The sequence below is a fragment of the Oliverpabstia intestinalis genome (genome assembly GCF_009696065.1).
Lineage (GTDB): Bacteria > Bacillota > Clostridia > Lachnospirales > Lachnospiraceae > Oliverpabstia > Oliverpabstia intestinalis.
The window spans coordinates 98877-118859 of sequence record NZ_VUMS01000010.1; the positions used below are offsets into that span (position 1 = coordinate 98877).

Annotated in this window: 19 protein-coding genes and 1 riboswitch; all 19 genes read right to left on the reverse strand. The window is 45.4% G+C overall.

What is annotated here, in order from left to right:
- Positions 1–119: 119 nt before the first annotated feature.
- The 19 genes from FYJ57_RS06950 to FYJ57_RS07030 all read right to left on the reverse strand — a co-directional run bounded on the left by FYJ57_RS06950 (position 120) and on the right by FYJ57_RS07030 (position 19765).
- The gene (locus FYJ57_RS06950) at positions 120–614 is read right to left on the reverse strand and encodes a pyridoxamine 5'-phosphate oxidase family protein (RefSeq protein WP_106492579.1); all 495 of its coding nucleotides are present in this window, start codon (positions 612–614) and stop codon (positions 120–122) included.
- Positions 615–648: 34 nt separating this feature from the next.
- The gene (locus FYJ57_RS06955) at positions 649–1656 is read right to left on the reverse strand and encodes an aldo/keto reductase (RefSeq protein WP_154432131.1); all 1008 of its coding nucleotides are present in this window, start codon (positions 1654–1656) and stop codon (positions 649–651) included.
- Between the two features lie 167 nt (positions 1657–1823).
- Complete coding sequence (locus FYJ57_RS06960) at positions 1824–5405, reverse strand: ABC transporter ATP-binding protein/permease (RefSeq protein WP_154432132.1); 3582 nt, start codon at positions 5403–5405, stop codon at positions 1824–1826.
- Positions 5406–5859: 454 nt separating this feature from the next.
- Entirely contained in the window at positions 5860–6537 is a 678-nt protein-coding gene (locus FYJ57_RS06965; protein WP_022171723.1) for an MgtC/SapB family protein, read from the reverse strand.
- 259 nt (positions 6538–6796) lie between these two features.
- Positions 6797–7936: a GntR family transcriptional regulator gene (locus tag FYJ57_RS06970; RefSeq protein WP_154432133.1), complete on the reverse strand. Its 1140-nt coding sequence runs from the start codon at positions 7934–7936 to the stop codon at positions 6797–6799.
- Positions 7899–8480, reverse strand: a complete 582-nt coding sequence (locus tag FYJ57_RS06975) for an HAD family hydrolase (RefSeq protein ID WP_154432134.1) — start codon at positions 8478–8480, stop codon at positions 7899–7901. The genes FYJ57_RS06970 and FYJ57_RS06975 overlap by 38 nt, the downstream gene beginning before the upstream one ends.
- Positions 8481–8775: 295 nt before the next feature.
- Positions 8776–9879, reverse strand: coding sequence for an RNA-guided endonuclease TnpB family protein (locus FYJ57_RS06980; protein WP_154432135.1), 1104 nt, complete (start codon positions 9877–9879; stop codon positions 8776–8778).
- Between the two features lie 317 nt (positions 9880–10196).
- Complete coding sequence (locus FYJ57_RS06985) at positions 10197–11444, reverse strand: chloride channel protein (RefSeq protein ID WP_154432136.1); 1248 nt, start codon at positions 11442–11444, stop codon at positions 10197–10199.
- Between the two features lie 157 nt (positions 11445–11601).
- Positions 11602–11675, reverse strand: a riboswitch (Fluoride riboswitch).
- 76 nt (positions 11676–11751) lie between these two features.
- A complete protein-coding gene (locus FYJ57_RS06990; RefSeq protein ID WP_328597443.1) occupies positions 11752–12198 on the reverse strand; it encodes an FtsX-like permease family protein in 447 nt (148 codons plus the stop codon).
- Between the two features lie 51 nt (positions 12199–12249).
- Positions 12250–14322 carry an ABC transporter permease gene (locus FYJ57_RS06995; RefSeq protein WP_154432138.1) on the reverse strand — a complete coding sequence of 691 codons (2073 nt, stop codon included), beginning with the start codon at positions 14320–14322 and terminating at the stop codon, positions 12250–12252.
- The gene (locus FYJ57_RS07000) at positions 14312–14992 is read right to left on the reverse strand and encodes an ABC transporter ATP-binding protein (protein ID WP_154432139.1); all 681 of its coding nucleotides are present in this window, start codon (positions 14990–14992) and stop codon (positions 14312–14314) included. The genes FYJ57_RS06995 and FYJ57_RS07000 overlap by 11 nt, the downstream gene beginning before the upstream one ends.
- Positions 14993–15070: 78 nt before the next feature.
- On the reverse strand, positions 15071–15433 hold the full coding sequence (locus FYJ57_RS07005; protein WP_205839933.1) for a sensor histidine kinase: 363 nt from the start codon (positions 15431–15433) through the stop codon (positions 15071–15073).
- A complete protein-coding gene (locus FYJ57_RS07010; protein WP_205839934.1) occupies positions 15393–15923 on the reverse strand; it encodes a histidine kinase dimerization/phospho-acceptor domain-containing protein in 531 nt (176 codons plus the stop codon). The genes FYJ57_RS07005 and FYJ57_RS07010 overlap by 41 nt, the downstream gene beginning before the upstream one ends.
- A 1-nt stretch (position 15924) precedes the next feature.
- Positions 15925–16083: a winged helix-turn-helix domain-containing protein gene (locus FYJ57_RS15375; RefSeq protein WP_022171431.1), complete on the reverse strand. Its 159-nt coding sequence runs from the start codon at positions 16081–16083 to the stop codon at positions 15925–15927.
- Positions 16084–16094: 11 nt separating this feature from the next.
- Positions 16095–16409, reverse strand: a complete 315-nt coding sequence (locus FYJ57_RS15380; RefSeq protein ID WP_235904472.1) for a response regulator transcription factor — start codon at positions 16407–16409, stop codon at positions 16095–16097.
- A complete protein-coding gene (locus FYJ57_RS15385; protein WP_235904475.1) occupies positions 16364–16597 on the reverse strand; it encodes a response regulator transcription factor in 234 nt (77 codons plus the stop codon). Before FYJ57_RS15385 ends, FYJ57_RS15380 begins: the two co-directional genes overlap by 46 nt.
- Positions 16598–16599: 2 nt before the next feature.
- On the reverse strand, positions 16600–18084 hold the full coding sequence (locus FYJ57_RS07020) for a C69 family dipeptidase (protein ID WP_154432142.1): 1485 nt from the start codon (positions 18082–18084) through the stop codon (positions 16600–16602).
- Between the two features lie 536 nt (positions 18085–18620).
- Entirely contained in the window at positions 18621–19220 is a 600-nt protein-coding gene (locus FYJ57_RS07025; RefSeq protein ID WP_154432143.1) for an HD domain-containing protein, read from the reverse strand.
- 53 nt (positions 19221–19273) lie between these two features.
- The gene (locus tag FYJ57_RS07030) at positions 19274–19765 is read right to left on the reverse strand and encodes a GNAT family N-acetyltransferase (RefSeq protein WP_154432144.1); all 492 of its coding nucleotides are present in this window, start codon (positions 19763–19765) and stop codon (positions 19274–19276) included.
- Between the last annotated feature and the right edge of the window lie 218 nt (positions 19766–19983).

The following is a 19983-nucleotide window of genomic DNA, read 5'->3' on the forward strand; positions in this document are numbered from 1 at the left end:
AACTCGAATTCCATATCTATTCTGCATAATATACCAGTGCTTTGGATTAAGTGTTACTGTTCACTCCGTTCCCGGTAACAATGAATCTTTCTCTGTAACCTGCAATAATTCAATTATTTTCAGGAATCCTGCTGCATCGCTGCCGGAAGTTTTCTCTCCTTTGCAGTAAATTCTTTCACATCAATACGGATTACATTCACAATTGATACCAGTTTCTCATCAAAGGTAAAGTCCTTTCCCGTCTGCTGTTTCATCAACAGGGACAGTGCTTTTTCCTTTTCTTCCACATCCGCCACCAGGGTTCCATATCCGCGTCCCATCACGCTCCGGTATGCCATCCCGTACTGGCAGGCTACCTTTCCCTCAAACGGAATCATATCTGTCTCCAAAGCAAATGAGACTTTTGGATTCTTCTCCAGAACATCAAATTTGTACCCTTTGGTGGCGCCATGGAGATAAAATGTCAGCTTTCCGTCCACATATTCATATCCATAATTCATCGGCACCACATAAGGCCATCCCTCATCAGACAAACCCAGATGCAGGATCTTTGTTTCGTTGATGATCTGTAATATATCATTGATATCAGTTACTTCTCTTTCCCGTCGTGTCATAATTTTTCTCCTTCACCGTAATCTGATTCTCTCTCTATTCCCCAAAATCAGCTGCACAGATCTTCAGTTTTTCCCGGATCGGCAGGTGGTATGGACAGCGTGGTTCGCATTTGCCACAGCCGATGCAGGCAGAAGCTTTTACTTTTAAGGTACTGTATCGATCTCTGGCCCACTGCTCCAGATCATAACGTTGCAGATAACCGGCAAACAAGAAAACACTTGGAATCTGGATTCCTACGCTGCAAGGTGCACAGTAATTACAACGACGACAAAAATCCGTTCCCAGCTGGTCACGGACTGCCTGAATCTTTTCCTCTTCTTCCTTCGTCAGCGGTTCCTGATTCTCACAGGCTTTCTGATTCTCTTCCAGTTCCCGAATCTCTGCCATACCAGGAATAGTTATCGTCACATCCGGGTTGGAACATACATAACGGAGTGCCAGAGTTCCGTCTTCGATGGCACCTCCTGCCAGTGGTTTCATATCAATAAATCCGATGTTTTTCTCTCCACACCGACGAATCAGTTCAGCCCCCTGCTGTTCCACAATATTATAAGGAAACATAATCGTCTCCACCCAGTCCAGGGTCAGCGCACGCTCAAAAACTTCCGTGGAATGCGCCGTGATTCCGATATGTCCGATCTTTCCAGCGTTTTTCGCCTCCAGCAGTGCTTCCAGTGCCCCACCTTCTCCGATCACCTGATCCAGCTGTTCCATGCTCGGATTATGTACCTGATACAGATCAATATAGCCTGTGCGGAAATTCCGAAGACTCGTCTCGATATCTGATGCCATCGCTTCTTTTGTTCTCGCCATGGATTTTGTCGCCAGCACGAACTGATCCCGGATTCCTTCCAGACCGTAGCCGATATACTGTTCACTGACAGTGTAGCCCCGTGCAGAGTCGATATAATTGATTCCCCGCTTTACCATATCCTGCAACAGCTTTCTTGTTCCCTCTTCATCGATCTTCTGAATCGGAATCCCGCCAAATCCCATGCGGGAAACCTTTAATCCGGTTTTTCCAAGTGTTTTGTATTCCATTTATATTTCTCCTTTTTCTGTGACATATAATCTGATTTTTCATGAGATACATTATAACATCTTATGGGGCGGAATGAAATCTAAAAAGAGCCAGTATTCTTATATTTTGATAAGAAATACCGGCTCTATTGAACTGACTGATTACACTCAGGTTTTCATCAATCCACTTAGTCATTTCTCAGTGCCGTCACCGGATCACTCTTTGCCGCTTTCTTCGACGGGATCAGTCCACCGATAAACGTAAGAAATACGCTCAGCACGATCAGGATAAGTGCCGGAATCACCGGCAGGGATGCACTGACAGCAGTGGTATCTGCCAGTTTGTGAATCAGGGCATTGCCCGGGATCAGAAGTAACAGTGTCAGACCGATACCTATCAGACCTGCACACAGACCGATGATACAGGTTTCCGCATTGAACACCTGGGAAATATTTCCTTTAGATGCTCCTATTGCCCGCAGGATACCGATTTCTTTCCGGCGTTCCAGCACACTGATATAAGTAATCACTCCGATCATGATCGAAGAAACCACCAGTGAGATCGCCACAAACGCAATCAGCACATAACTGATAATATCAACAATATCCGTCACCGAGGACATCAGCGTTCCGACCATATCTGTGTAGCTGATCACCTGCTCGTCTTTTCCTTCTCTTTCCATCTTACTGTTATAATCATCCAGCAGATGCACGATCTGTTCCTTGCTCTCGAAGTTTTTCGGATAGATTGAGATACCACTCGGTTCTGCCTTATCTGCATACCCGAGTTTCTGCAGGTTCGAATCATACGTTGTACTTCCGCTATTTCCCATGGACATCATCAGTTCGGTCAGTTCTTCTCCATCCATGCTTATATCAAATGCCCCGGTAAATGCATCCGCATCAATAGAAAATGCATTCTGCAGATTCTCTCCCAGCTGACGCATCGTCTGAGTCATGACTTGTTCCATCCCTCCGGCGATCTGTGTCATTATCTGCCCCATCGCTTTCGAAATCTGCGTTCCCAGTGCCTGTGACAGAGTATTTCCATAAGAAGAAAATGCACTCTGCATATAGGTTCCGATTGCCGTGGATATCTGTTCTTCCACACCCTTCGTGTCGATCATCTTCATAAGCCCTGCAGAAAGTTCCTGCTTCGCGCTGTCTGTTCCCAGATAATCCATAAAGTACTCACCCATTTTCGCCGGATCCGGGTAACCGTTTTCCTGTACATAGGCTTCATATCCTTCCAGCAGCTCCTTCGAAAGTTTTTCCAGCTGTTCTTTTGTGATATTGACATTTCCGTTAATATGAATATTTTTCTCTGCCCAGGCAGTCAGGATCTGCTGGCATTCTTCTGTCTGGAGATATTCCGTCAGGTATTCATCCAGCTTCGTCATATCCGTATAGCCCTTTTCCTGGGCATACTTCTGAAATCCGGTCATGATATCTTTGATCAGCTGCTGCAGTTCTTCTTTTGATACTTCGACAGAACCGCTCGCTTCGATGATGTCTTTGATATTATTTTTCAGAATTTCCTGTGCTTTTTCTGTATTCAGATAACCGATAAAGTTCTCTCCCAGACCTGAATAATCTGCTTCCGGGTGTTCTTTTGCATAGTCACGATAACCAGTTAACAAAGTCGTAGTAAGTTTGCTCACATCTTCACTGGATGCCTGGATCTTGATTCCACTCATCAGATTACCGAGCGACAGATCCGGTGCTTCCGGAAGCGAAATATTAATGGCACTCAGATCCAGCATGCCCGAAAGATCCAGTGTATTCGGATCGACGGAAAATGCATCTGAGAGATCCGAGCTTCCTGCCATTGCATTTGCCATGACATTTTCATCAAATTTAAATGCATTTTGCAATTTGTCCTCATCGATCTTAAAGAGGGATCCCATATCAAAATCATTATCCGATTCTTTACCAAATTCTTCATTGGTAAAGACATCAATATCTTCATTTTTCATCTGATCTTTTACGATTTTACTGTTTTTCGCTTCCTCGATCACATGATCAGTCAGCTCTGCCGGATAATAGATACCGGTTCGAAGCAGGGCTCCGTTGACATCCTCCGATGGTTGCACGATACCGACCACTTTCAGGTCTTCCCCGTTTTTCACCAGTTTTTTCATATATTTATTATTATCCGATTTGTCTTTCCAGACCTTGTATTCACTGTCATAGCTGTAATAATCCGAAGCATTGACCAGTTTAAAGGTGGTTCCCAGAATATCCTCATAACGGTATGTGCCGATATTATCCGGAGTATCCACATCTTCATCCTTCATAAACTGTTCAATCATATCGTCAAGTTCCATAGCATCTCTGAGTCCCAGTGTGTACAAGAGAAAATCGCTGATACTTCCGTCCGCAGTCATAACTACCACACATTCGTCATAACTTTCCGGCCAGCGACCTGCTTTTACATCATACTGGTTTTTATACAGATTATCCTCTCTCGGCATCTCATAAAACACATCTGTGCTCATCATCGAGGACATCATACTATTTGCACTCGACGAAGAACCAAGCCCCAGAGAAGCAAAGGATTTGTCCGGATTAACCTGACGAATCTTATCTCTATCTTTGTCCAGTCGAAAGATCTGCGGTGTTGCGCTGTAACTGTATTCCACGGATTTTGCGTATTTGCTGACTTTCTTTTCATGATCATCCAGATATTTTTTCAGCGATTTCAGGTCATTGGAGTCCATCGTGGAGAACATATTTGTGATCATCTGCACGACATTGACCTGATCGTCGTCTTCTTTCTCCGCGTCTTTATCATCTGTCCCCATGTTCATCGTCATCATGGAAGTCAGGTCAAACCCGGTACTCTGGATCTCCAGTGGATATTCCGATAACGTTTCTTCTTCCACCGACTGGATATAAGCATTGACACCATTTGACAGTGCCAGGATCAGCGCGATACCGATGATACCGATCGATCCGGCAAAGGAAGTCAGAAGGGTTCTGGCCTTTTTGGTCTTTAAGTTATTAAAACTCAGTGCCAGAGCTGTCGGAAATGACATCGAAGATTTTCCCATATTTTTATGTTCCGGCGGGGACAGTGCTTCCTCATCCACCTCATAGGGATTTGTATCCGAACGGATCTTTCCATCCCGCAGATTGACGATTCTTGTGGCATAAAGTTCCGCCAGTTCCGGGTTATGGGTAACCATCACAACCAGGCGGTCTTTCGCCACCTCCCGCAGCAGATCCATAACCTGTACACTGGTATTACTGTCCAGTGCTCCGGTCGGCTCATCCGCAAGCAGAATCTCCGGATCATTGACCAATGCTCTGGCGATTGCCACTCGCTGCATCTGTCCGCCCGACAGCTGGCCCGGTCGTTTTTCAATCTGTTCTCCCAGACCTACTTTTTCCAGGGCTTCTTTCGCTCTTCTTCTTCGCTCCGCTTTTCCCACGCCGGAGATGGTCAGCGCCAGCTCAACATTGGCGAGCAGTGTCTGATGCGGAATCAGATTATAACTCTGGAAGACAAATCCGATCGTATGATTTCGGTAGGAATCCCAGTCCCGGTCTTTGTATTTTTTCGTGGAAATCCCGTTGATGATCAGATCCCCGCTGCCGTAACGATCCAGCCCGCCGATAATATTTAACAGTGTGGTCTTTCCTGAACCACTGGGCCCGAGAATCGCAACAAATTCATTATCCCTCAGATTCAGACTGACATCATCCAGGGCTTTCTGAACCAGTTTTCCTGTTTTATATTCTTTTCGAATGTGTTGGATTTGAAGCATGTTCTTCTTTCCTTTCTTTTGCTTCGCTGTTTTCATGATAAACCACCATAAAACATACGGCGCCAACACCAAGATCATCCGGTGTCAACGCCGATTTTCGCAGATGATTATATACTAACATAAATTTTGCGGGGTGAAAATAAAAAGAATCTAAACTTCTGTAAAACATATCTAAAGAACCGGGCAAATGCAAGTGCTGACATCTGTCCTGTTCTGTTTTCTACATATTTTTTAAGGATGATAAAGCATGAAAAGACTATTGTTAGCTGTTACTGTTTAATTCGAACTCATGGTAAATTCTACAGTTTCCTGTGCACTGTCCAGTGCCTCATCTACACCCATACCACTCTGTGCTGTGAGAAATCAATACTACTGTCTGTAATATCGTTAAAACCTCATTTCATTCTTGTCCGTAGCTGCCCCATGTTCTTACTCTTACAATACCAGTACATTATCAGATAATGTCTACGCTGTTAACACCCGGAATCTCTTCCAATTGTTCCACATATGTACTTTTGTATGCAGTAGGTAACCGCAAAGTCAACAGCAGAGCGCATGGTGTTTTCTTCGTTTTCCCCTTTATTACATCCATAGTATCTACCTGTATCTGATTCTCCTGAAGTTTTTCCAAAAATTCAGAAATGCTTCCATTGGTTTCCAGTTCCACATAGACGGATAAATATTTACTGCGTCGAAAAAAATATTTTTCCAGACGTGGAAGCACGTGAAGGGAAATCAGTACACACACCGTAATGATAACCCCACCATCCAGAAACCCGATCCCCACTGCAAGACCAACGCATGCACATGCCCATAAACTTGCCGCAGTTGTCAGTCCCCTCACCTGATGCCCGGACACAATGATGGTTCCTACTCCAAGAAATCCTACCCCGCTGATCACCTGCGATGCCATACGCGAAAGATCCGATTTCCCCGGAAAATATACCTCCATATACTGCGCCGTCAACATAACCAGCGTTGCTCCCAGACATACGATCGTATTCGTCTTTGTTCCTGCTCCACGTTTTTTCAATCCTCTGTCGAGACCGATCACACATCCAAGTATCATGGAAACTACGATTCTAATCAAAACATTGGGAATTGTCCATTCCGCACATGAAAAACCAAACATGCGATTCCTCCTTATAATTTTTTGTTCTCGTATTTCTTTTATTATACTATATCATATTTTTATATGCTTTTTTCAAACATTTCAATATACTTTATTTTTTATTTATTATACTTAATTTTAATACATATTATTTTCAACTTTACTGTAATAAAATAATCGTATCTTTCTTCTGCCAGTAAGCTGATTCTTACAAAATGTCATTTTTTATAGAAAGACAGACCAGGTCGGATATCCGGCTCTAGTCTGTCTTTTCACACTTTTATTCTTTTTCAGAAATGATCTTCTCCATAAAGATCCCCGGAATCAGATAGTCTTTTTCCTCTCCGGTATTTCCATTCAGTTTATCCAACATACGCTCCATCGCACACTGCGCAATCTTCTGCTCGTCCTGGCGGATATGTGTCAGTTTGTACTGCCCGGATCCGATGTGGTTTTCATCCATGCAGCACACTTCTATTCTGCCCTTTAACGCTTTTGCTTCCAGAACAGCCTCTATCTCCATGGCAACACTATACTCACCACATACGATACCTTCGAGTTCCTTGCTGTATCTCTCAATATACTCTGCAATCTGTTTTCGATAGATCTCTCCGCGGGCTTCCACCGGATTATCATAGGTAATATACGGGAGACTACACTTTCCGACCGGAGTCATACCATATTCGGAGATGCCCTGATAAAATCCTTCATTGCGTTCTCCAAGTGAAGATGTTCCGGTTTCTTCCACTGTGATAAATCCTATTTTTTTCTTCCCGGTTTCCGCAAAATACCGAACCAGCCGCGACATGCTCTGCACATTGTCCGTCCGTACTGAATCCAGTGAAATTCCATCTAATTTTTTATCAATAAGTACAGTGGGATATCCGTCAATCACCAGTCGAAGAATCTCGGTATTATAATACGAGCCATGGCATGGCATTACAAACATTCCCTTCGCACCGATACCGCGCAGATAGCGGATTGCCTGTGTCTCCAGTTCCTGGTTTCCGTAGGAAAAACATGGGTACAGATGGTATCCCGCCTTTCTGACCAGCTGCTCCAGTTCATACATGATCTGCAGACCATAGCTGGAACTGATATGTTCAAAAATCACTCCGAGAACAGGTTCCCCTGTCTGAGTAATCTCTGATTTTTCCGGTAATACCGCTTTTTCTTCCACCTCAATCCTGCCAACTTCCGGGTATTCCATGACAAAACTGCCTTTTCCTCTGATCCTGCGAATCCTGTGTTCTTCTGCCAGAAGATTCAGTGCTTTTTTTACTGTGATCGCGCTCACTCCGTAATGTGCAATCATATCCTCCTCCACCGCAAGTTTATCACCCGGTTTCAGATCACCACACTCTATCTTCTGTTTCAGATCATTATATACATTTTCGTATAGAAACTGCTTCTTCGCCATGAGTACCCTCCGTTTTTTCTAATTCCGCTTCCAGTTTTTCCACCAGATCCAGCAGTTCCAGTGGTTTGTGGATAATATAATCCGGCACTTCTTCCTCATTTTTCGGCTCCATCGGATACCGCGGACTCCACTTGATAAATACCGAAGTAATTCCAAAACGGTTGGCACCCACAATATCTCTCTCCAGATTATTCCCTACCATAATAATACGCTTTTTATCTTCGTCCGTCAGATGCAGCAGTTTCATCGCCGTCTCAAACATCGCCTGTGACGGTTTTTTTTCTCCTACTTCCTCTGAGATCGTTCTCGCATCGAAAATATTTTTCAATCCATGCTGACCGTAAGAATTATCAAAAGACTGTGTATATCCATCCGCTACCAGTTCAATCGTATACCCTCTTTCTTTCAGAGTAAGAAGCATCTCTTTTGCACCGTCGATCAATTCGCAGCTTTGCACGATCGGTGAACCTTCGTTTCTGTACTCGGTTCCTTCATTTACCAAAGTGTCTCCGCTGTCTATAAATACGATTAATTTTTTGCTCATGATTTTCTCTCCATCTATGTTTTGCTGTCATTTTCTGTTTTCGTATTCTTATTTTAATATAATAAGTATATTTTGCAATGTTTTAAAATATATTTTATATTATTTTTTCATATATTTTACTTATCAGTAGTTATGGTGACATGCTCCCACCACTTAAATCATAGATTTTGAAGTGGGGGCTTCTTGCTCAATGGCTCTACTGAGCCAAGTATCTACAAGCTATCCTCGCGTGCCCCGCGATTTTTTTGCCCGGACACGGGCGTATTTTCTTTCTTATTGTCCGGATACGGACAGTTTATGCCGACAGCATCCTTCTTGCCTCTTCACGGATGTTGATTGCTGCATTTCGATCTCGGTCCATTTCATTCCCACACGTACAGCGGTATACTCTTTCAGATAATTTCAGTTCTTTTTTTATCTTTCCGCATTTACTGCATTTTTTGCTTGAAGGGAAAAAACGGTCTACCTTTACTAATTCTTTTCCTTTCCAGGCAAGCTTATAATCCAGCATATCCCGGAACATCCCGTATCCATTATCCTGTACACTTTTCCCAAAATGCAGGCACTGGCCCATCGCTTTCATATCAATATCTTCCACCGCAACTATATCATACCGGTCTGTGATCCTGCGGCTCAGTTTATGCAGATGATCTCTTCTCTGATTGCGTATTTTTTCATGACACTTGGCGACTTTCTTTTTCTGCCGCACATAATTGTGGCTTCCTTTTACATATCTCGACAGTTTTCGCTGCTCCCTTGCCAGTCTTTTTTCATTTTTTCTGAAAAATCCTGCTTCTTCTGTTTCGATCTCCTCCGAAAACACTGCCATCCCCTGCATCGCATAATCAATCCCCAGTATTTTGGCATTACTGTAATCCTTATCTGCTGCTTGGTTTTCGCAGCTGTATCCTTCATACAGCAGACTTGCAAAATACTTTCCGGATGGCTCCATACGGACTGTCACTGATTTCAGGCGGCAGTTTTCTGCAGGCTCCCTGTGTTTTTTCATGGAGATCCATTTTACTTTTGGTAGCCGGATCCGGCTACCTTCTACCAGAATATTTCCGTTGACCACATTGGTTGTGTAGCTGTTTTTGGAATGATGTTTTGACTTGAAACGTGGAAATCCAACCTTCGGGTCACGGAAAAAGTTTTTATATGCTTTCTCCAGATGAAGCTGGACATTTGCCAGAGCCAGCGAATCTATTTCTTTCAGAAACGGATACTCTTTTTTATACATGGCTGGAGTATTTTTTAACATCTTCTTTGTTTTTTTATACTCCTGGATCTTATCATTAAGCATCTGGTTGTACAGAAAACGACAGCAGCCAAATGTTTTTCCAAGGAGTATCTTCTGTTCTTCTGTTGGATAGATCCGAAAACGGTATGCTATGTTCAATGCTTTTTCTCTCCCTGGATTTCGATGTATTGACGGATTACTAAGTGATAATACATCAAATACACTGAATGTGCATTGTGATTCATATTTTCCATAAAACCAGTCCTTTTTTTGAATAATTATCTTATCAACTGATTCTATAATACCATGGATTTTATTATAGAACAAGTGTTCTTTTTCATTTTTTTGCAATTCATCTCCCACCTGTAGAGGAAGGAGAATTCTTGCTATATATTATTAAGAAAATATAATAAAGTACAAAAAAGTGGTATAGCATCTGTTTGTCAGTCACCATACCACTTTTAGTTGTTATATTCTTATTTTTCTTCAAAACTGCACAGCGCCTTCACCTGTGCCCCATAGATCGAATGATTTCCATTGACCATATATGCCAGCAGGCAGACCACAACCAGAGGGCTCGCATTCTGGCTTCCAAAGACTTCCAGTCCGATCAGAATCGGTGCAATTACCGTGTTGGTTGCACTGCCAAATACTGCTGCATAGCCAAGGGACGCGCAGATGACCGGCGAAATTCCGAACACAGAACCAAGCACCACACCCAATGACGCACCAATGGAAAATAACGGTGTTACCTCTCCACCCTGAAATCCAATCGCGAGTGTTGCGATCGTCAGCAAAAGTTTCAGGATCCAGTCGTATCGGTAGATGGTATCGCCGGTAAAGGATGCCGTGATCAGGTTGGTTCCCAGTCCACTGTATCTTGCACTGAATAATGCCATCAATACAATTGCAAGAGGGATCGCAAGACAGCCGATCCGTACCAGTGGATTGCTGATTTTGTCTCCTGCCAGTTTCTTCGTCTTCTGCAAAAGTACAGAAAAACACCGCCCGGTCAGCCCGAACGCCAGACCGAGAATTACCAGAATAACTACATTTTTTATATTTCCAATCTTCCAGATTTCCTGTACATCCACCGCGAATTTTTTCAGTCCCAGCAGATGTGATGTCGTGGATGCTGTATAGGACGCGATCAGTGCCGGAAGCAGCGCATCATATTCCACATAACCGGAAACCCCCACTTCCATCGCAAAAAATACTGCTGCCAGCGGTGTCTGGAACAGCCCGCCAAATCCCGCTGCCATACCGGTAATCAGCATCACCGGTTTTGTTTCTTTGATATGGAGCCGTCTGCCCGTCTCATGCGAGAGCGTCGCACCAATCTGCACCGCCACCCCTTCCCGTCCGGCACTGCCGCCGAAAAGATGCGTGATCCACGTTCCGATCATCACCAGCGGAACGAGTGCCAGCGGTATTTCTTCCCGTTTTTTCTGTCCCACTTCGAATACCAGTGTCATCCCCTTCAGGCTCAGACTGCTGAAACGCTGATACATCCAAACAATTGCCAGACCAGCCACCGGAAGGATCGGGAGCAGATAACGATAATATTGCTCACGAAAATCCGAAATTGCCAGCAACCCTCTTCCGAAAATCGTGTCGACGATTCCCACGCAGATACCTACTAATACGGCAAGAATCACGTATTTCCCTTGCAGAATCCATTGTTCCTGTTTTTCTGCGGATATTCCTGTTTTCTTCTGTTTCATTTCGTTTTCTCTTTCCTCCATGTTCTTCTGATTTATTTCTCCCCTGAATGAGATAAAATACGCTTCGCGAATCTGACTCATTCCCTGCATAATCAAAGTTGAACCGCCGAACTAATAACTGATAGTTCCTGTAGCAAAAAAGGCTGATACTCCCGTGCCATGCACAGAAGTCATCAGCCTTTTGGCGGTTTCGATCAAAAATCGTGGGAGAACCTCATTCCCGCTCTGGATGAAAGTATAACAGTTTTTCCGCACGTTCGTCAAGGCAAAATCTGTTACATACACTTCTCCCTCTTATCTGTTTCTATCAGAACCCCCTCTCAATTTCCCGGTTCTTCCGCATCCGCCGGAACACCCCTTCCGGGATTGCCACGCAGAGTCCGCCGAGGATCAACAGTACACCGATCAGTTCTCTCCACGGGTACACGAATTTAAAATAACCAACCCGGCTTTTCATCACCACGGCAACCGCACCGAGCACGCCACTTCCCACCGTCAGTACCAGAACCCCGACGATCAGTCCGTAGAAAATCCCTTCCATCCGCGTCATGTTCTTTAGCTGCCGGGTTGTCATGCCGATGCTTTGCATCACGGAAAATTCTTTTTTTCTTACCGTATATCCTGTTACGATCACATGGAAATAGTTCATTGATCCCATAAAAAGCAGCACCAGACAGAGTCCGTACATTATGATTCGACTGGACGCGATATAGGATCTGGCAGCGGACAACAGTTCTGATTTGCTTACCAGCATCAGTGTCCGCGAATCCGAGATATAATCTCCATGGCTGCTTCCCGTCACGAACTACATATTGTAGCTGTCCACGGATTTTTCTACAGATTCCCGGATCATCGGCTCCATCGATCGGTTGACGTCCATCTCCAGTACAAAGGTCTGTACCGGCAGCTGCATCCGCTCCATCCCCTTCTCGCCCGCCAGGAAATATACGATCCCCGGTCCGTTCCAGGTTGTATCGAGTGACGGAGCCCCTTTTTCCTTGAAGTTCAGATAGCCGCAAAACTTCATATCCGCCGTCTTTTCTCCCTGCACCGTATAAGTGGAAAATGTCTCTCCCACATCCTCTCTGCCTTTTTGTGCCTCGATTCTCGAGAACAGATTATAGTGGAGCATGATTGCTCCCGTTCCTGCCTCCACACTGTCAATATCCAGACCCAGATCTTTCTCTTCATTAAACACTTTCAGTTCTTCCAGATAGGTATCACTGACCTGTTCTGCCACAAATTCATAAAGTTTTGGAGCGGTTTCTTCTCTATTTTCCGCATTCTCCTCAGGGATTTGATTCCCTTCCAGCGTCTCTCTTCGAAGATCCAGGATTTTTTCATCCAGCTGTAACTTGCCATAACCGCCCGTTACCTTCGCCACCGTTTCCACCCCGTCAAGGCCTGTCATTTTTTCAATCAGATCTTCCGGAAAATACGTCTCCTCCGTCGGATACTGGCTGATCGTCCCGGAGGATATATTTGTCATGATCTTAAAATCGTGGTTCTCCGCCTCGATCTGGTTGGTCATATCCGTCCCCTTCGTGATCACAACGGCAGAAAGTGCCACGCAGATCCCGAGAGTAAGCGAAACGATCGTCAGCACACACCGTTTCCGAAAACGGAACAGATTTCTCCACGCCATCGCTTTCAGCGGATCTTTACTCTGTCGTCGGCTTTTTCTCCCGGCAGATACTTTTTCCATATACTGTATCGATTCCACGGGAGAAAGTTTTCCGATTTTTCGGACAACACCGGCTGCTCCAAGAAACGTAACCAACATTCCAAAGCAGACAGATGCTGCCAGCATCCACGGACGAAACGCGATCATCGCGGAGGCTTTTCCCAGGCCATGCAGATACATCCTCGAAAGCAATGCGGGAATCACCGTCAGGGTAACCGCAACGCCTGCCACACTTCCCCAAAGGCATCCCAGAACCGCTATTTTTCGGATCTGGCGGTACGCGATGCTTCGGATCTGTTTCCCGGTTGTTCCCAATGTTTTTAACAGACCGAATCTTCGGATATCTTTTCCATAGGAAATATGAAGCACATTATAGATCAACAGCCACGCAGCAAGTAGGATCACGACAGCCATCACCGCTGCGATATCATATCCGCCGACCATCTCGGTCACAGCCTCCAGATCCAGTCCGGTACCGCCGAAAAACTGCTGACTGTCATCCCGCATCGGAATATCCTGATACAGCCGGTCTTCCACCGTCTGACCATCCACAATCCCGCTCTGTTCGATCAGTAACGTTCTCGACACTTTCGAAAGATCCAGCTGATCCAGATAGGTCTTTGAAAAATAGCCGTACGCTTTTCCCATCGAAGGATCTACATATTCCGTATAATATCCAGACAACCGGAAATCCCCGGAGTGTTCTTCTCCCTCACTGTTCGTCATCGTCACCGGGATTACCATCCCTAGCTTCGGTTTGCTAACCCCAAGCAGCTTCAGAGCCCGCATGGACAGCATAATTTCATTCTCTTTCGTCGGATATTCTCCATGAATATCCGTATACGCCGGTTTCTGCATGTTTTCCCACGCCGTCTTGTCTAACACTGTACACAAAAAAGCGTCTGTGGCAGCAAAATCCGTTTCCATTCCCGCAGATCGGATATATGCCAGTTCCTGTATTTTCCGATACTGTTCTTCCGATGGATCCTCCAGTGTTGTGCTGGCTTTCGTTCCTCCGTTTCTTACCATCAGAAGGTAATCTGCCTGTACCTTCCCGATGGCAAGACTGAACACGCAAAATATCATCCACACAGCAAATGCTACCGTCCCGATCAGGATCCGGTTTCGTCTTTTATTTTCCTGATACTCCCGTTTTGCCAGAAGCCGCAGGATCTTCTGATTGTTATTTTTCATCCGAATCACCCGTCACCTTTCCATCCTCGATACGGATGATCCGTTCTGCCATCTGCGCGATCTCTTCGTTATGTGTAACTACCAGAATCGTCTGATAAAATCTTTCCGCGCTTATTTTTAACAGTCCGATCACTTCCATCCCGGTCACTGAATCCAGATTTCCGGTCGGTTCATCTGCCAGGATCACCGCCGGTTTCGTAATCAGCGCCCGTGCGATCGCCACTCTCTGCTGCTGACCGCCGGATAACATATGCGGCATGTGATCCAGTTTTTCCGTCAGTTTCAGGCTTTCGGTAATTTCTTTCAGAAATTTCCGATCGACCTGCATCCCGTCCAGCAATAACGGCAGCGTAATATTTTCCCGGACGCTGAGTGTCGACACAAGATTATAATTCTGAAAAACAAATCCGATATTTCTTCTTCGAAAAACCGTCTTTTCTTCCCCTGACATTTCCTTCAGTGAGGTTCCCCGCACCCATACTTCTCCGCCGGTCGGCTCGTCAAGACCGCCCAGCATATGAAGCAGTGTGGTTTTTCCACTGCCCGAGGAGCCGACGATAGCCCCGAAGGTTCCTTCCGTTACAGAAAGTGAGACACCATCCAGGGCACGCACGATCCCGGATGGTGTCTGATAATATTTTTTTACCTCTTTTGTCTCAAGTATCTGCATCTTTCTTCCTCCTGTCGCAGTTATCTGTTCTTTTTCTCTGCTTTTCTATGATTGTAACAGCCAAAACTTACAAACTGCTTACACGGGAAGAAAAATCGCTACTTCCAGTCCCTGTTCTTTTCTTTTTGCTTTCATGAATCCGCCGTGGAGCGTCACGATCTCCCGGCTGATATACAGTCCCAGACCAAATCCCGGTTCTCCGGTCACTCTGCTTCCCCGGTAAAACCGCTGAAAGATCCGGTTTTCTTCTCCTTCCGGAATCCCGATGCCATCGTCGGATACCACGATTCTTGTATACATTTCATCCTGCCGCACGACGACCCGGATCTTCGAGTGTTCCGGTGCATATTTTACGCTGTTGTCCAATAGATTATAGACCGCCTCGCCAAGCCAGTTCCCATCATGCCACACTTTTGTCTCTTCCGCTCCGGTTACTTCCACTTCTATCTGCTTTTTGTTCTGCCGCTTTCTGTACCAGAAGTACCGCTGAAAATATCGTATCCGCCAGAGCATCGGTTGTTTTTTTAATCTGGATCATCTGTTGTTCCAGCCGCGCCATCTTGATAAAACTTTCTGTCAGAAAATGCAGCCGCTGTTCGGATTGTTCCAGTGCGCACAGGTATGTCCTTCCCGGCTCTCCCGATATCTTGCCCTCTAAAAGCAGTGTGTAACTCTCCACGCCCGCCAGAGGATTCCGCATTTGATGTGCGATCTCTCCGATTAGTGCTTTCGTCTCATCCCGCTCTCTGGTAATCCGTGCTTCCACGCCCTGATTTTTCTCAGAAATCCTGCGAATCTGATAACGGATCTTTGCCGGAAGTGTATCTTCATACCCGATTTCTCCCGGCTGGATACATTCCCCGTTCAGAACCCGCTCCAGCATCCGGGAAATCTCTTCCATCTCCTGCTGTGCTTTTCTTTTTCGAAACATGTTATTCTCCAAACGTATAGCCAAGCCCAAACACATTTTTCACATACACAGGATGTGCAGGATCCGGCTCGATCTTCTTTTTCAGGCGGTTCAGCGTCACATGCAGCGTATTTTCTTCCACAAAATTCCCGCCATCATCCCAGACCTGTTCCAGAAGCATGCGTTTTGTTACTACTTTTTTCTGATTTTGCGTAAGTACTTCCAGAATCCGTACTCTTTCGGTGTCAGCGCTACCGGCTGTCCCTGGATCCTCGCTTCTTTCCGGTCATAGTCCAGGCTGAAATCCTGATAATAAAACACCTGATTCGGCTCACCGCCTGTTCTTCGAAGCACCGCCTCGATATGTTTTAAAAGCACCGCAAATGCCACCGGTTTTACCAGGTAATCGTCCGCACCCGCATCGAATGCCTCCACAATATCCTCTTCTTCATCTCTCGCTGTCAGAAAATAGCCGGCAATTTCTCCTGCCCGCTCCTTTGCCGGCACAGTTCCACGCCGTCTCCATCCGCAAGCCCGCGGTCGATTAAAAGCAGATCCACCGGCTGTCTCTCCAGCAACCGGCGGACTTTTGTCACAGATTCAGCTGCAAATGCCTGATAGCCATGAGATGTGAGCATCTCCACCAATGCCTGCCCCAGCAGCGTGTCGTCTTCGATCACTGCAATTTTATACATCTTTACACATCCGATCTGGCGTAACTGTTTTTCATCTGATTACTCAGTTCATACAGAACTTTTTTCAATGTCGCAGAAGCTTCTTTCTGTACCATTTCTGCCACTTTCCGATTCGCTTTGCGTTTCAGTTCCATCTGTTTTTCCGGATCTTTTTCATCAACAAGAAGTGCATCGTACTGGTTGATCAGTGCATGACTTTTTGCCAAGACATTTTCCTGATAGTGCTCCACATGGAACAGAGATTTTCCATAAGAAGCATCTGCCATCGCTGCGATCATGCGGCTGGTCCAGTAGAAGTTTTCGGTAGAGACTTCACCGGTCGTGTTGGCAAGATATTCCGGTGTCTCATCCACATCCGCATAGAACGGAACCATCGTGTTAAATGCATTCGATGCGTAAGCCACCCATTCCAGCGTTCCAAATGCAGCTCCTCCTTCCGGGCGCATCTGGATCAGAGACATAAAATCATTTCGGTTGATACCGATCGAACGGTACGCACCGCTCATGGATTTGTCTCCATAGGACAGGTACGGATCATATGGTGTTCCCTGATAATGTGCAGATAATACATATTTTACATCTTCCGGCGTGATCTTCTTTTCCGGAACCATGCACCACGGAATGTCATCGGACAGTGATGTGTAATCGGCGTCCGGACCGTCCCAGTTTACGGAATTCGGATTCAGATACCGTTCCATGTACCAGGCTCTCGGCGTATTGTATACATGGTCGGAATCGTCATGGCTTCCGAAGGCATCCCGAGGATTCAGAACGCCGTCCATGGAAAGATCCAGATGGTATTTCCCGATAAATTCTTTCAGGTCCGGGGAGCACATATATTCTTTCTGTTCGCCCAGCGCATCTTCCAGATCAAAGGTATCGATACCAAGCTGGTTTGGCATCACGACATACACATCATCCGGCACTTTTCTTGCCATCCAGTGATGTCCGCCGATCGTCTCCAGCCACCAGATCTCGTCAGCATCCTGGAAAGCGATTCCGTTATTTTCATATGTGCCATACGTTTCCAGAAGCTGTCCCAGTCGGGCAACACCCTCACGGGCGCTCTTAATATAAGGAAGCACCAGGCACACGATGTCTTCCTCTCCGATACCACCCGGTACTTCTTCCTGACCGTCTTTTGCCGGCTGATATGCCACCAGCGGATCGGCGCCCTGTACACGCGGGTTGGTTGTGATCGTTTCGGTGGCTGTCATGGCTACATTTGCCTCATTGACACCGCTTGCTGCCCAGATGCCTTCTCCTTTTTCTGCATTTGGCATGGATGTATAGCGCATCGCCTGTTCCGGCAGTTCTACTTTCACATGGGAGAGAACGGAAATATAGGTTTTCGGCTGTTCTTCCGGTGTTACCACCACGAACTTTTTCGCTGTAAAATGTCCGGATCCGGAGTCGTCGTTGCGGGCGATCATTGTGGATCCGTCGTAGGATGCTTTTTTACCTACTAAGATTGTTGTACAAGCCATTTTTCTCATCTTCCCTTCTGTTTGTTTTGCTGGTTTTTATTTTAGCACATTGCTAACTTACTGTAAATCTGACCTTTTTGGTATACGGACGAAATCTTTTCGCGTACGGACGAACCCATGCCCAGGCTTCCACTCGTCAGACAACCGCTGGCAACGCAAATCTGAGCTAGCCGCTAACTGCGACTATATTCACGAGGGTCGGCTGACCCTCGCGAAAGTCTGCGTAGGTGCTGGATCTCAAAGCTTGCCCTAAACGCCCACCTACAGAACCTGCCACTGGCAGCTTCCTCCGGATGCAATGCAACAAAGTGTTGCGCCTCACAGACCTCCCGCCACGGCTGCTGTTTCTTCTATATCTACTATTTTCCTCACAGATTTATCAGCTTTGATTCTATTTATAATAATTTTCTCAAATTATTATAAAACCACTCTTTCTCATGAATTTATCATTATAATTATATATTTTGTTTGCACTTTCTTTTTGCAATCAAAACTTTTATTGTTTCTGCCATTCTTTTTCTCACCTTATTTAATAGTTATTTTTCATTTTCTTCTTTCGATGATACCTGCGTAAAACTATTGTCAGTGTTCTCGTCGGTGAGGGTCTGCTTGAGTTTTTCTACCTCCTGCGGGATATCCGGTCGGAAAGAGAGGTACCAGGTTTCGGTTTCGGTGATGTATTTTTGCCGGAAGTGTTTGCTGGTACAGAAAGCGGTTCTCAGGTTATGGAGACGGTCAGCTCCTTTTACGGCGTAGGCTATGGGGTTTTGGCGGATGCGGGTGACGTAAGTTTGCATATCATAACCTTTTTCTTTTGTGAGCAGTTTTACCGCTTGCAGGACTTCTTCACCGGCGATGGAGCGGATCTCGTCTTCGGTAGCATCCGTGTCTTCCAGAAGATCGTGGAACAAAGCTACAATCTGGTACTCGATATCATAACCCTCTTTTTTCAGAATATCGGCTACCGCTACCGGGTGCGTGATATACGGAGCCCCACCGATTCTTTTCTGGGTTCCATGTTTCTCTTTTGCAAATTCATATGCTTTTTCGTATAGTGCCTGATCATATACTATCTGCTTTTCTTTTGTCCGCATCTCTTCCATAAAACTGTCCTCTTTTTCTTTTGTGTTTACCACTTATCTCTCCTAACGGGATAAGTATTGTTTTAATAATTTCTCACTCCTGTCGCTCATTTTTCCTCAATATAATCAAACGCGATCCTGTCGCTTCCGTCTCTTGTATGGATGATTCCGCACTCCTGGAATCCATACGAGTGGATGGCTCCCTGCATCGGTTTGTTATTTGCATGGGTATCGATTCTCAGATAATTGCACTTTTCTCTGCAAAAATCAAAGCACCTTCTCGCAAATCCTTTTGTAGTGCCATCAGAAGCGATTCGATGAATCGTTCCATATTCTTTCTCACTGCGCCATGCACCCTGATAGATTACGCGATATGTAGGATCCTCTCCAATGATAAAGACAAATACCCCAACCACATTCTCATTTTCTATGCACACATAGCAATGATCTGCTGCAATATCCTTCTCCACGATCTCCCTGGACGGATATCCCCCTTCCCACTGTGTTGGATTGCCATTTTCTTTCATGAATTTTCTAGCCTTCACATAAATCTCCAGAATCTCCGGTATGTGTGTTTCATTTGCCTTTATAATCTTCATTTTTTGTATCTCCTTAGCCTGGATTTTAATTTATTCGTAACTGTTCAGTACCTTCACAGTTACGAGCCAAAATGCATTTAAACGATAAAAACACGCTTTGCGAGTTTTTATCGTTATCGCGGCACTCCTCAAGGTTCCGTGCAAGCACGGACTTTGACTCGTTGCTCGCGTAAATCACCTTCGGTGATGGCATTTTGGCTTGTATGTCTCGGGATTTT